Annotated in this window: 12 protein-coding genes; 5 read left to right on the top strand and 7 right to left on the bottom strand. The window is 38.0% G+C overall.

What is annotated here, in order from left to right; genetic code table 11:
• Positions 1-181 precede the first annotated feature (181 nt).
• From DHW03_RS08560 to DHW03_RS08530, 7 genes are all read right to left on the bottom strand, one after another.
• Complete coding sequence (locus tag DHW03_RS08560) at positions 182-1,255, bottom strand: DUF5694 domain-containing protein (RefSeq protein WP_109925334.1); 1,074 nt, start codon at positions 1,253-1,255, stop codon at positions 182-184.
• Between the two features lie 178 nt (positions 1,256-1,433).
• Positions 1,434-2,576 carry a M28 family metallopeptidase gene (locus DHW03_RS08555; protein WP_109925333.1) on the bottom strand — a complete coding sequence of 381 codons (1,143 nt, stop codon included), beginning with the start codon at positions 2,574-2,576 and terminating at the stop codon, positions 1,434-1,436.
• A 49-nt stretch (positions 2,577-2,625) separates the two neighbouring features.
• A complete protein-coding gene (locus DHW03_RS08550; RefSeq protein WP_109925332.1) occupies positions 2,626-2,814 on the bottom strand; it encodes a hypothetical protein in 189 nt (62 codons plus the stop codon).
• A gap of 158 nt (positions 2,815-2,972) precedes the next feature.
• Positions 2,973-4,178 carry a PepSY-associated TM helix domain-containing protein gene (locus DHW03_RS08545; RefSeq protein WP_109925331.1) on the bottom strand — a complete coding sequence of 402 codons (1,206 nt, stop codon included), beginning with the start codon at positions 4,176-4,178 and terminating at the stop codon, positions 2,973-2,975.
• Positions 4,179-4,249: 71 nt separating this feature from the next.
• Positions 4,250-4,960: a DUF4198 domain-containing protein gene (locus DHW03_RS08540; protein ID WP_109925330.1), complete on the bottom strand. Its 711-nt coding sequence runs from the start codon at positions 4,958-4,960 to the stop codon at positions 4,250-4,252.
• 63 nt (positions 4,961-5,023) lie between these two features.
• Positions 5,024-7,411, bottom strand: coding sequence for a TonB-dependent receptor (locus DHW03_RS08535; RefSeq protein ID WP_109925329.1), 2,388 nt, complete (start codon positions 7,409-7,411; stop codon positions 5,024-5,026).
• Between the two features lie 180 nt (positions 7,412-7,591).
• Positions 7,592-8,299 (bottom strand): DUF4397 domain-containing protein, encoded by a 708-nt coding sequence (locus DHW03_RS08530; protein ID WP_109925328.1) that lies wholly within the window; start codon positions 8,297-8,299, stop codon positions 7,592-7,594.
• Between the two features lie 627 nt (positions 8,300-8,926).
• On the opposite strand from DHW03_RS08530, the gene DHW03_RS08525 reads away from it, so the two are divergent.
• From DHW03_RS08525 to DHW03_RS08505, 5 genes are all read left to right on the top strand, one after another.
• Positions 8,927-9,628 carry an N-acetyltransferase gene (locus DHW03_RS08525; protein WP_109925327.1) on the top strand — a complete coding sequence of 234 codons (702 nt, stop codon included), beginning with the start codon at positions 8,927-8,929 and terminating at the stop codon, positions 9,626-9,628.
• On the top strand, positions 9,628-10,824 hold the full coding sequence (gene argG / locus DHW03_RS08520; protein WP_109925326.1) for an argininosuccinate synthase: 1,197 nt from the start codon (positions 9,628-9,630) through the stop codon (positions 10,822-10,824). Before DHW03_RS08525 ends, argG begins: the two co-directional genes overlap by 1 nt.
• Before the next feature lie 214 nt (positions 10,825-11,038).
• Positions 11,039-12,022, top strand: coding sequence for an N-acetyl-gamma-glutamyl-phosphate reductase (argC, locus tag DHW03_RS08515; RefSeq protein ID WP_109925325.1), 984 nt, complete (start codon positions 11,039-11,041; stop codon positions 12,020-12,022).
• Between the two features lie 259 nt (positions 12,023-12,281).
• A complete protein-coding gene (locus tag DHW03_RS08510; RefSeq protein WP_109925324.1) occupies positions 12,282-12,638 on the top strand; it encodes a four helix bundle protein in 357 nt (118 codons plus the stop codon).
• A 193-nt stretch (positions 12,639-12,831) separates the two neighbouring features.
• Entirely contained in the window at positions 12,832-13,962 is a 1,131-nt protein-coding gene (locus DHW03_RS08505) for an aspartate aminotransferase family protein (RefSeq protein WP_109925323.1), read from the top strand.
• The last annotated feature ends 169 nt before the right edge of the window (positions 13,963-14,131 follow it).

Here is a 14,131-nt window from a genome sequence, read left to right as displayed (position 1 = left end):
CAAAACGCCCCTACTTGGGAGGCGTTTGCTAATGGCAATAGTGGGGTTCGCACGTAACATTAACTGAAGGGTGTTTTTATTGGATCTTAAAGACACGAACAAAGGCGGAATGCGGTGGCTTTAGATTAAATCCTTTAAGTTTAAATCAAATTTGATTGATGATATAACCTTTTAACCATTGTTATAAATTGTTGAAATTGATGATTTTGACGTTTGGGTTTTTAGCTAAAATTTCTTCCATCCAAATTCTGTGCGATGCGCCAACACCCACAACAATTCTTTTTGCATTTTTGGCTTGGGCCTGGTTGATGATGTTTTTGCACATGCCCTCATTTCTTAAAACCCATTGAGCAACCATGTCCTTTAAAGCATCAGTTGGAAAGCCAGCGTAGCCGTAAAAGTGCCTACCGCCATACAAATTCCAAGCTTCGTCCAGCTCGCCATATTTTTTTGAATTCATACCTGCATAGGCATCAGCATTAAAAACTTTCGCCTCCTCTGGGGTAAATTTCCAATATACATTCATCGCTTCAACTGTTTTTGCTTCATCTGAAGTAGAATCTGCCTCTGCCTTTTTAACCATTATTTTATACAGAGAATCCATTTTTGCCCATGCTTCTCCCCAAGGTTTATCATAGGTTTGGCAGTCCATTTTATAAATTTGATCTTGTTTTAGTTCATAAATTAAGGGGAAGTATATTTTCGAATATTCACTTCCAGGGCGATACAATCCAGCTTTCTTTAAAGAATCCTGACTGCCAAACATCTCGCTATATTTCGTAGCTTCCTCTTTGCCAAATCTTTTTTTCATCTCATTCTCTAATAAGAAAATCTGATATTCCGCATTGCCCCGATCCCAGATTTTAGCATAATTTACAGCCAAATTCATTCTGGTTTTATGATAATACGCAAAGCTTGATAAGGCCTGCTGATCTTTTTTAATCTGTTTTGATGGATTTTTGATTACCCCAGGATTTAACCTTTCCAAATAGTCGTGCCCTTTTTTGAAAGCCTTTTTTGCCCAGTGGCCTTCTTCCAATTGAGCATAATCAGTTTCTGGTAGATATTCCCCAAATACCATGTCGGGTTTGAAATTCTTCAGTTTATCAATAATGGCCCGAAAATTTTGGGTGGATTTGGAATTGTCGTGACTTGAAGCCACAATTACGATTTCGATTTGGTTTTGCGCCATTAAATTTACCGTGAAGGCACATAAAATTAAAAGAGCTAAGCTGATTTTTTGTATCGTTTTCATATTGAATCTTGTTTTCGTTTTTGTTGATTCAAAGATGATTATACAAATGCAAGGGCTAAAGTTAATTATCCCAAAGGCTCAAAATATTATCCCAATAAATTAAATCTATAAAAGTTGGCTTCGTCGTTCCAAACGGAAAGTTTACATCCTGTTTTCGGGTGTTCATCCGGATAACCGCTTATTCCTCCATCAATTTTTGATTAAAACCCACAATTAATTTAAATAAATCTTCATACTCTGTTAGTGGTAACGTTTCCGGCCGATCCAATACATCATGGTAGGCAGAAGGTCCGCCTTGTGTATAAATGAAGAAAGCGGGTACGCCTTTTTCAGTAAAGAAATAATGATCGCTATTGGCGGCCTTGCCACGAGCATTTATTTTAGAAATGTACTTGTACTCTGCGTTTATGGTTTTTAAAATTTCAAAAGCTTTGGGGTAAACACTGGCGTTTACTACCGTCATCCCGTTTTCTCCGGTACCAACCAAATCTAAGTTAATCAAGAATTTAATTTTATTTAAGGCAACTAACGGATGCTCAGTAAAGTACTTCGAACCTAGCAAACCGGCTTCTTCTCCTGCAAAGCAGATAAATCCAACGGAATAGGGTTGTGGATTGGCAGCATAATATTTAGCTAAGCTCAGCAAGCTTGCCACCCCTGCGGCATTATCATTTGCCCCTGGAAAGTAAGTTTCTGTACCCATTCCCCCTAAATGGTCATAGTGTGCGGTAATCATCACAATCGAATCGGGAAATTTTGTTCCCTTTATGTAGCCACAAACATTCGAGGCGCTGAAATCTTCTATAAACTGATTTTCGATTTCAACATGAATATTTGTGGGCGTTTCTTTAAGGTTTTTTCGATTTAGTTCGATTAAGGTATAATCTCCAACTTCTGTGGCAACAGACCAAGTTAGTTTATCTTTTAAAATAAGTTGTAGGTTTCCTGTGCCTGTAAAATGTATGCTATCAATCTTTTCTACATTTGAAATGGCTTTTAGACCTTTACTTTCATTATTTACAAGAAAATCTTTCCCCGGAATAAGCTTTTTTCCGTTAAGCTCAACCTTCATCTTTCCGGGAAATGTGTTTACAGGATAACTGAAATACTGCTTGTAACCGCCGTTAAATGCAAACAGCCCTAGTTTTTTGTATTCAGCAGAAAGGTAATCTGCTGCTTTGCCCATCCCATTTTTAGTATAACCGCGACCCCAAAAATTTTTGGATGTAAGTACATTTAAAATGGCTCTGGTATAGATAGAATCTTGTGCGAAACAATTACTAGAAAGAAATAAAATGAAAATTAAGACAAATCGCTTCATGTTAAATTGAATAAGTCTTAAAGTTAAAATTAATTAGCGATTACGATTTTCAGTTCGCTGTGTTTTTACTCTGGTCGAAAATTCTAACAATCGCGTAAGCTAGGGGTAAGATTAACGTAATGATAATTTCTTGGCGTTGAAAGTTTAATCCGAAGGTGATTATCGATAAGGCAGCCAATACCCAAATAATTCCAGAGGCAAGGAAGAAGTTTTTTAAGAAGGTTAGAAGAGCGTTCATTTTATAAATTTTAGGTGATGATATAGCACAAATTTAATAGTTGTGATTAAAAATCTGAATTTTAATCTGACTAAAAGTGTTTTAGTTTTGGCTAACTGTGTTTTAAAAACTTTGGGCCATTACAAATGAAGTTCATCTTCGGTTTTTGCGAAGTTTAGTTATAATTCTACAAGCGCAGGATTTTTCTTCTTTTTCTTTTTGCCCCACCAAATAATAAATCCAGTAATGGGTAAACTTGCTGCGATAAAGCTTGCAAAAAACGCTAGTATTTTGCCTGTTAACCCTAATATAGCCCCGACATGGATATCGTAATTCATAGCCGTTACAACTTCCCCGCCATTTTTTTCAGATTGATTTCTGCGTTTAAGTAGTTTACCCGAGTATTGATCGAATTGCAAAACATCAAAATTCCAATAGGTTTCATCGTCGCGGTAGCCAGTAGCATAAATTACACCATCGCCTGTTCCAGTTGCGGGCGACATTCCGATTCTCTCGGCACTTTCAAATTCTTTTTGGGCAGCGTTGAAAGCTACGTCAAAAGGATTCGCGGAACCTTTTGCAGTGGAATCTGATTTTGCCACTACACTTTTTGGTGCGGCTGTACTTAGTGAAGCCACCGCATATACCGTTTTTTGGAACCACTGGAAAGCGAATACCATCCCGGTTAAAGCCAACATCAAGCAAATAATCATCACATAGAAGCCCAAAACGTTATGCAAATCGTAATTAACGCGTTTAAATTTTGCTTTCCATTTTATCTTAAAACTCTTATCGAAATTTGATTTTTTGAGGTTTTTCGGCCACCACATGATCATTCCAGATATCAGCAGAAAAACAAAAATGACGGTACTCCAGCCTACAATTTGTTGACCGATTGGATGGTTGATTAAAAAGCTCCAATGCAACATTTTTACCACGGTAAAAAATTCATATTTATGATCTTCAACCAAAGTTACTTTGCCAGTGTATGGATTAATTAGCACTAAATCATAGTAATCAACCGAATCGAAATACCAAAAAGCTTTAGGATCCCCAGCTTTGTATGTTCCAAATTCCCATGCCCGATTAGGCACTTTATAAGTGGTAATGAATGAAACTTTCTTCTCAGCACCTAAAGCTTTTTCAGCATTTGCTGTTAACGTACTTAAGGGCAAAGTTTTTAGTTTAGAGGGCGCTTCAATAAAAATAGAATCCTTATGTAAGAACGTTGTGATTTCCTTTTGGAAGGAGAAGATACATCCTGTCAGCCCTAGCATAAAAACAGCAAGGCCAGAAATAATTCCTAGCCACAAGTGCAACCAATCGCTTAGGCGTCTCAACTTTGATTTTTTAGATTTCTTCTGAAGCGGTTTTGTTAATGCCATTAAACTTGTTTCAATTAAAAAACCAATTGGATTTTTTTATCCAATTGGTTAGGTGTTTTTCAAATTGTGTATTACTTAACTTCGGTAGTGTAGGTTACTAAGTGCCAAACTTTCTCATAGTTTTTTCCGTTGAGCTGTCCTGGCGTTTTATCTTCTGTAAAGGCTTCGAAAAAATAGTTTCCTTGTTGTTCGGGCTTAAAGGTAAACTTTCCATCGGCATCAGTTTCAGTTGCTTGTACTTTCCTATCAGGCCCCACTATGCTTAGTTTTTGTTTCGCAAATGGTGCTTTTTGATACTTCATTTTGTAAATAGCGACATCGCCACTTTTAAGTGCAGTTTTATCTGGTCTGATGGTTAGTGCTGCTTTTGTAGGATGGTTATTGTTTGTTTTTCCGTTTCCAACCCGAACATCAGCAAAGGCATAGTAGTCAATTTTCGCGTTTTCAAAAATTCCTTCAACCTCGTGTACAACAGATAACTGGTAAGTTCCATCCTCATCTGGAGTGAAACTAGTTTTAAAGAACTGCACATCTGGAGAAGCCTTTAACAATTGAGTTTTTCCGTTTGGAGCCGTTAAAATCAATCTGAATGCCTTCAAATTGCTAAACCACTTGGCTGTAGAATCGGGTTGATTACTTTCATACTCACCGAAAAAAATTCTAACTTCTTGTGCTTGACCTTTTTTTCCGTTGGATGGTGTTTCAATCCACAAGGCATGTGCAAATGCATTAGAAATACTGAAAGCGATAAAGAAAAACAATAGGGATAATTTAGTTTTCATGGGTTTTGTTTTTAGGGTGGAAACGAGCGGAGGCTATCTGACCAACCCCTACTCGTTTGATTATTAAAATTTGTAAGCTACAGATACGCGGTAATTTCTTGGCGCTTCTGCTTGATAGTAGTAGGCGTTTAACCATTGGTAGTATGAACCCGTAAACAGATATTTATTTAGGATGTTGAATGCATTGCCCGTAATTTTAAATTTCGGACGCTCATAAAAAAGGCCACCATCCAATTTAAAGTAGTTTGGAAGTTTTTGTAAGCCCACACTCCAGGTATCTGTAGCACGATCGGCCAGATAAGTAAAGCCAGCAGAAATTCCAGAGCCTTTAAGGGCGCCATTTTGTAGGGTATAAGTTAACCAAGCGTTTGAAACATGTTTAGCAAAGCCAGGAATCACATCACCAACATTTATACCCGTTACCCCTGATGCAACTTCTGTAACTTTGCTATCAGTATAGGCATAATTCGCAATCAGCGTTAAGCCATTGGTAATTTTACCTCTCACATCGAATTCAATACCTTGCGATCTTTTTTCGCCCAAAATGACACTGAAATTTTGGCCGGGCGTGTTGGTTGGATCTGCGGTTAATTCATTTTGCTTAAGGATTCTATATGCGGATAAAGTGGTATTCCATTTTCCATCAAACCACTCTTTTTTTATTCCAATTTCATTATTTGTACCCGTAATTGGCTCAACCTTGCCGCCATTGCGAATGGATCCGCTTTGAGGTGTAAAGGCTTGATCATAAACAGCGTAAACCGCGGTGTTTTCATCTATTGATACACTTAAACCCACTCGAGGTGTAACTTTTTTAGCTTGATAAGCTGCGCCGCCCCAAGCCGATTGACTAACAAAAGTATATCGGCCCGCCAGCGTTAAGCGTACTTTGTTGTTAAAAAACCCCAATTCATCTTGTGCATAAGCACTTAAATATTTTGAGTCCATCAAACCACCAGCGTTTATAGCTCTTTGTGCTAGGGGAGTTGTACGATCAAAATTAGGGTAGCCATTTGCAGGGAAACCATAATTAGGACTATTTAAATCGAATGGTGATGAGGCTAAATCTAAGTTATGCGATTGGCCCCAATCTGCCATATAGTTTTTCTTGCCACCATCAAATCCGGCAAGAATTCGGTGATGAATGGCGCCGGTTTCAGCTTGGCCATTAATAAATAATTGAGCCAACTTCATGGTGCTTGCGGCGTCCCAGATGGCTACGTTTCTGATGATTGTGCCATTTGCGTTAACGGCAGAAGGCCAAGAGCTGTTACCCACCTGATCATATTTAAAGTAGGCTGCCTGTGCAGTTAATTTCCAGTTATCATTAAAACTGTGTTGCAGGTTTAAAAACAAACTTTGATCGTTGATTCGAGTGGCAGGTAAGCCCGGTTGGGTCATGGTAGCTTCTCTTGGGTAAGTGGCATAGCCAGTAGGAGAGAAAATATAGTATGAACCTACCTCAGTCATTTTCGCATTTTGGAAAGTATATTCTGCGGTGAGTTTAGTTTTGTCTGTAATTTGATAACTCAACACTGGAGCAAAGCTATAGCGATCGTTCTGCTCGTAAGGACGGAAAGAACCTTTATTTTGAACAGCTGCATTTAGCCTAAATAATAATTTTCCATCACTGGTTAATTTGTGGTCAAAATCTACAGTTGTTCTGTACAAATCAAAGCTGCCCAACGTAAAGGAAACTTCTCCTCGGTTAAATCCAGTAGGTTTCTTTGTAACTACATTGTACAAGCCACTTGGGTCGCCATTGCCCAGCATAAACCCTGCTGGTCCTTTTACAAATTCGATGTGATCTACAAAACTCATATCTTCAGTTAGCGGCCCCCAGAAGGATGAAACGACGTTGAAGCCATTTCGCATGGCCTGAATTTGAGAGCCTCGCATGGTGATGTTTGTATATAAATCGCCCCAATGTTCTACCCGAACGGCACCACTCACATTTCTAATTAGGCCATCACTCATGCTGATAATCTGTTGATCTTTAATGGCTTGATTGGTAACTGTTTGAATGTTTTGGGGTGCTTCCAAAAGTGGTTCGTTCAATCTCAAAGAAGCAGATGGTAAGCCAATTTTGTATCGATTGTTTTTACCCGCAATGGTAACATCCTGTAAGGCTTGATCATTTTCAACCAGGGTAAAATTTACGATTTTAACTTCTCCGGCAACGATGCTAATGGTTTTCTCACTCGATTGGATGCCAACTGCTGATGCCTTTAGTATATAAGTTCCTGGTTTTACGCGATGAATGGTAAAGTTACCATTGTCATCGGTTGTATTACCAAGGCCCTTATCTTTAAGCCCAATTGAAATAAAGGCAGCTGGTTTACCATTAGATGTTATAACTGTGCCTTTAATGGTGGCAAGTTGTTGTGCAAAAGTATCGAAGCATATAACGGTTAGGATGAACGATAAACTTGTAAGGAGGATTTTATTCATTTTAAATTTATTTGGATTAATTCTAAACAGCGCAAATTAACGTCGTTCTGCTTTAAATTCCAAATTATTTTTAATTATTCTAAATAAGAACTGGAAATATCCTGTCGCTATTACGATTGCAAATAAAAAAGCCGATCATCAGTGGGATTGAAGATCGGCAAGATTATTAATTATTCGGGGTTATTTAATGAGCAATGCTTGGAGCGTTAATCCACGTTCGGAATCATTAGAGGGGGAAACTAAGCCTCCACAAATGATGTCATAATGGTATCCAGCGGCAAAACTTGCATTGCTTAGGGTAGTTTTTACTAGCCCTGAAGAAGTTTCTTTCACATCAAACGAGTAAGTGCCAGGGGCGATGGAAATGAAACTGCTTGATGCCTTAAATGCCTTATTTGTGATTAATGACGTTGTGGCGCCAGTTTTAATTAAATCCAACGCAGGTGCATCTGGCGAAAGGTTTATAAATCGGATGTAGGCTTGATCTACTGACGGAATAGCTAAATCATCGGTCATGTATAAACCATCCAAAGCACCAGGCTTATTAATTAAGAAAAAGGATTGATAAGCACCCTGGCTGATCGTAATACTTTTGGTCAGTAAACTTTCTACCGAACTGCCTGTGGTAAATTTTAAGCTATAAGTTCCCCCTGTTTTTTGAACATATGCGCTTGATCCATTGAGCGGTAATTCTGCAGCATTAATTTGGCTTCCACCCAAATAAACATTGTACGTAGCCACACTTGGCGATGCATTGATTACCCGAACAGAAGATAACGTTGCATCTACGGAATCTGCTTTCGAACAAGAAATAAGCACCACAGCAAACAGTAGTAAAATTGAGTAAGTTACGCGTGGTAGGAAAGATTTAAAGGTAAAATTGTTCATAATGGTTTTGGCGAGTGTTGGTTTTTAAATGAAATGGACTATCTGATTCTGGTAAAGCAAAGATTAATTTTATAGCCCGAATTAGAGTGTTAAATGATGTTAATGCCATGTTAAATATGTGTGGCGATTTTTAACAATGTTAAATTGTATCAATAAGATTTTGGAATAGCTACACGATATTCAACTGGCGGCCCGCACCAAAACAAGTTAATCTAGCTGCATTTTAAATGGAACCACAGTTTCAATTGGACTATGAGAAAATAGCCAGATAAAGCCTTGTGTTTTTGAAGAGGCTTTAGCATTTTTTGTATGTATAAAAATGTAAAAAAGTTAAAAAGTATTGTGTAACTCGATTATTATTTAAACCTTTGCACCTCAATAGAGTTATAGCCGTTTTAATACGCAAGAAATGATTAAACAATTTTTATATAAACTTTCTGTTTTCACAGCACAACTGGTGCCTGGGAAAAGTTTGTTTATTAATCGTTTTCAGCCTGTATTTTACTATCCCACAAGTCGGCAAAATTTTACTCCACGTATTTAGTACATCTTACTAATACTATGAGGAATTGATCCTCTCTAAAAACCCAATTAACAAGAATACCTTAATTTTTCGTTAGAAAACGAATGGATATTAATGAATTTATAGTACAAGTCGCAATTGCTGAGCATCATGTCTTTGCAGAGCAAATTGTAACTGAGATGGCAGAATCGGCTAAAGCCCGAGGTACTGGCATTGCTAAACGGTCGCCTGAATACGTTGCAAACAAAATGAAGGAAGGGAAGGCTGTTATTGCCTTTCACAAAGACGGCACTTGGGCAGGTTTTTGTTATATCGAAACTTGGAGCCATGGACAGTTTGTAGCCAACTCGGGTTTGATTGTAGCACCTGAATACAGAAAAGCTGGATTGGCGCATGCGATTAAAGAAAAAGTTTTTGATCTTTCTCGGTCGCTTTACCCAAAGGCCAAGATTTTTGGCTTAACCACCGGTTTAGCGGTTATGAAAATCAACTCTGATTTAGGTTACGAACCCGTAACGTATTCTGAACTAACACAAGATGAAGAATTTTGGAAAGGTTGCCAGAGCTGCGTGAACTTCGAAATTCTGAAAATGAAAGAGCGCAAAAACTGTATGTGCACGGCCATGCTTTACGATCCAGCTACACAGAAACATGATGCCGCTAAGAAATTTGCCGACGAATTACAAAAAAAGCCAAAGTTGTATGAGCGTTTTATGCGCATTAAACAAAGTTTGGTGCTTAAACCTAAGCCAAAACCAGGCTTAAAAGTATTGATGTTTTTATTTACCCTGTTATTTAATAAGTAATGAAAAAAGTTGTTTTAGCTTTTAGCGGAGGTCTCGATACCTCATTTTGTTGTATATACCTTGCACAAGATCGTGGTTTGGAAGTGCACTCGGTAATCGTAAATACTGGTGGTTTTTCTGATGATGAATTACAAGAAATAGAGAAAAGAGCTTACGCGTTAGGCGTAAAATCTCATGCTGTGGTAGATGAAACTGAAAGTTATTATGATGGGTGTATTAAATACCTGATTTATGGCAACGTATTAAAAAATGCAACCTACCCACTTTCGGTTAGTGCAGAACGTGTAAGCCAAGCTACGGCAATTGCCAATTATGTAAAGAAAATTGGTGCAGATTACGTGGCACATGGAAGTACCGGTGCAGGAAACGACCAGGTTCGTTTCGATATGATTTTTAACATTATTATTCCAGGAGTTGAAATCATTACACCAATTAGAGATTTGAAACTATCCCGCGAAGCGGAAATAGAATATTTAGCCGAACATGGTGTTGAGTATAGTGCAGAAAAGGCAAGATATTCGATTAACAAAGGCTTATGGGGTACATCAGTAGGTGGCAAGGAAACGCTAACCTCAAATGAAACCCTGCCAGAAAGTGCTTGGCCTACTCAAGTTTCAGAAACGGCATCACGTAAGCTAGAATTAACTTTTGAAAAGGGTGAGTTGGTGGCCATTGATGGCGAAAATTTGGCGCCTGTTACAGCAATCCAAAAGTTGCAAGCCATTGCCCAACCATTTGGCATAGGGCGCGATATACATGTGGGCGATACAATTATTGGGATTAAAGGTCGCGTAGGTTTTGAAGCAGCAGCACCAGTAATTATCATTAAAGCACACCACACTTTAGAAAAACATACCCTAACAAAATGGCAACTTAGCTGGAAAGAGCAATTGTCTTCTTTTTATGGCAACTGGCTGCACGAGGGTCAGTTTCACGATCCAATTATGCGGAATATCGAAGCTTTCTTGACTGATACACAAAAAGTAGTAAGCGGTAAAGTGTTTGTAGAGTTGTTGCCTTATCGTTTCCATATTATTGGTATTGAATCCAACCACGATTTGATGAGTAATAAATTTGGCAGTTATGGCGAAATGAATAACGCATGGAGTGGAGAAGATGTTAAAGGTTTCTCCAAAATTTTCGGTAATCAGGTGATGATTTGGCATAAAGTGAATGGCGAAGAAGGGAAAAGCTAAAAGAATAAAGCTGAAAGGCTGAAAGACCAAAGCTGAAAGACCAAAGCTGAAACACCAAAGCTCAAGGCCCAAAGCTGAAAGCGGAAAGACCAAAGCTGAAGGCCCAAAGCTGAAAGACTAAAGCTGAGATACTGAAGCTGAATATTATGCTATGGGTTTTAAAGAACGAGAACCCGATACCGAATTTTCTTTACAGGATTGATATAATTTAAACATGAACAAAATAAAAGCAGGAATAATTGGTGGTGCAGGATACACGGGCGGTGAAATGCTCCGTATTTTAGTCAATCACCCCAATGTAGAAATTGCTTTCGTAAATAGCACGAGTAATGCTGGTAATTTAATTTCTGATGTACACACAGATTTAATCGGCGATACAGATTTGAAATTTGTGAATGATATTCCTCAAGATATTGATGTGCTTTTTCTGTGTGTTGGGCACGGTGATGCTAAAAAATTCTTAGCCGCTAATCCGATTCAGGAGGGTATAAAAATCATCGATTTATCGCAAGATTTCAGGTTAACAGCAAATGCTTTATTAGATAATCGTAATTTCATTTATGGGCTTCCTGAACTCAACAGAGCCCAAATTAAAACTGCAAATAATATTGCTAACCCTGGATGCTTTGCAACTTGTATTCAATTGGGATTGTTGCCGTTGGCTGCAAAAGGATTAATTAAAAGTGAGGTACACATAAACGCAACAACTGGCTCAACAGGTGCTGGGCAGGGTTTAAATGCAACATCTCACTTTAGTTGGAGGAATAATAACCTTTCTATTTACAAAGCGTTTGAACATCAACATTTAAATGAAATTGGAGAGGGATTATTGCAATTGCAACCCTCGCTTTCTGATGTGTTGAGTTTTATTCCACAGCGTGGGGCATTTACTAGAGGTATTTTGGCAGCGATGTATTTAGAAACCGATTTGTCGCTGGAAGATGCTCAAACACTTTACGAAGACTATTATAGCAATCATCCTTTTACCCACGTAAGTCGGAAAAACATTGATTTAAAACAAGTTGTCAATACAAATAAAGCGCTGGTTCATGTAGAAAAGCATAATGGTAAATTATTTATTATAAGCATTATCGATAACCTATTGAAGGGCGCCAGTGGCCAAGCGGTTCAGAATATGAACCTAATGTTTGGTTTAGAAGAAACAGCAGGCTTGAAATTAAAGGCGGCTTATTTTTAGTTTGAACGAGACTAAAGGTGAAAGACTAAAGGTGAAAGACCAAAGGTGAAGGACTAAAGGTGAAAGACCGAAGGTGAAGGAGCAAAGGTGAAAGACTAAAGGTGAAAGACCGAAGGTGAAGGAGCAAAGGTGAAAGACTAAAGGTAAAAGGCTGAAGCTGAAGACCAATGTGGAGATTGAGAGGAGCAAATATACATATTGATAAAATTTTGAAAGCCAAAGAATTTTGTTTTTTGCTTTGAGCTTTAACCGAATAAATATGAGAGATTATCAAAAATTAGATGTTTGGAAGAAATCACATTCGATGGTTTTGCATATTTACAATGTTGTATTGCCTGCATTTCCCGCTCATGAGAAATATGATTTACATAGTCAACTTAAACGGGCTGCATATTCTGTTCCTTTAAATATTGTTGAAGGAGCGGGCCGGCGTACAGAAAAGGATTTTGCCCATTTTCTTGATATTGCTCTGGGCTCAGTTCATGAAATGGAGTACACATGCTTTCTTGCAAAAGATCTAGAATATCTGGAAGAAAACAAATATTTAGAAATTAATAAAATGGCTGGAGAAGTTAAAGCGATGTTAATTGGCTTAATTAAACATCTACGGTTATAACAAATTATCGATTTAAGAAATGCAGAATTTGGATTACTGTTTATATATAGAAACCCTTAATTTTTCAACTTTAGTCTATAGCCTTGGCTCTTTAGGATTTAGCTTATGCGCTTTGGTCTTTACCCTTTTTGCTTTTTGTCTTTACCCTTTCCGCTTTGGTCTTTACCCTTTTCACCTTACCCATTAAAAAGAAATGAATTTATTCGACGTTTACCCACTTAACGATATAGAAATAACAAAGGCATCATTCAGTAATGTTTGGGATGCCAATGAACAAAAATATTTAGACTTATATGGTGGCCATGCCGTGATTTCAATTGGGCATACTAATCCGCATTATGTAAGTCGATTAACAGATCAGTTAAATAAAGTAGGCTTTTATTCCAACTCTGTAAAAATTCCTTTGCAAGTTCAACTTGCAGAGAAGTTAGGACAGGTTTCAGGGAAAAAGGACTTCCAGTTGTTTTTGGTTAACTCAGGCGCCGAGGCAAATGAGAATGCACTGAAATTAGCATCCTTTTACAACGGAAGAAAAAAAGTGATTGCCTTTACTGGCGCTTTCCACGGCCGTACTTCCTTGGCCGTAGCCGTAACCGATAATCCAAAAATTGTAGCCCCTGTTAATCAAACCGAAAATGTAATTTTTTTACCTTTCAATAATGAAGTGGCTTTAGAGGAAACTTTTAAGGCGCAAGGAAATGAAATTTCTGCTGTAATCATCGAAGGTATCCAAGGCGTTGGTGGTATCAAAGAAGCTTCAAAAAGTTTCTTGCAAAAAATCCGTGCACTTTGTGATGAGTACAATTCCGTTTACATTGCCGATTCAGTACAATGTGGCTATGGTAGGACAGGTTTATTTTATTCGCACGATTATTCTGGGGTTGAAGCCGATGTATATACCATGGCAAAGGGAATGGGTAATGGTTTTCCTGTGGCAGGGATTTCTATCGCTCCAAAATTTAAACCTTGGCATGGCGAGCTAGGCACTACATTCGGAGGCAATCATTTAGCCTGCGCAGCAGCTTTGGCTGTTTTAGAAGTGATGGAAAGAGATAACCTCATGAAGAATGCTGAAGAAATCGGAAACTATTTAATCGCTGAATTGAGAAAATTTGAACAAGTTGTTGAGGTTCGCGGTCGTGGTTTGATGATTGGAATAGAATTACCGGAATCGCTTGCCCATGTTAAAAAGGATCTATTATTTAAACATCATATTTTTACAGGCGAAGCAAAGCCTAATGTTATTCGTTTATTGCCGGCTTTAAATTTAACTCAAGCGCATGCCGACGAATTTTTAACTGCCTTCCGTAAGCTGGTTAAATAACAGAATCATGAAGGAACTTGGCATGAGGTTCTGGCATTAAACAATGCAGAGATTTACTCGGCAGATAGATGAATAATTAAGGTAGAAAATATCGAGCATAAATAGTAAACAAACACAGTTAAGCAATGCTGGTTGGCTTGCTGAAATGAAATAATTAACTAAAGTCTGG

It is taken from the genome of Pedobacter yonginensis, assembly GCF_003173595.1.
GTDB lineage: Bacteria > Bacteroidota > Bacteroidia > Sphingobacteriales > Sphingobacteriaceae > Pedobacter > Pedobacter yonginense.
The sequence above is the reverse complement of the archived record's forward strand: the minus strand, read 5'-3'. Positions and strand labels throughout refer to the sequence as shown.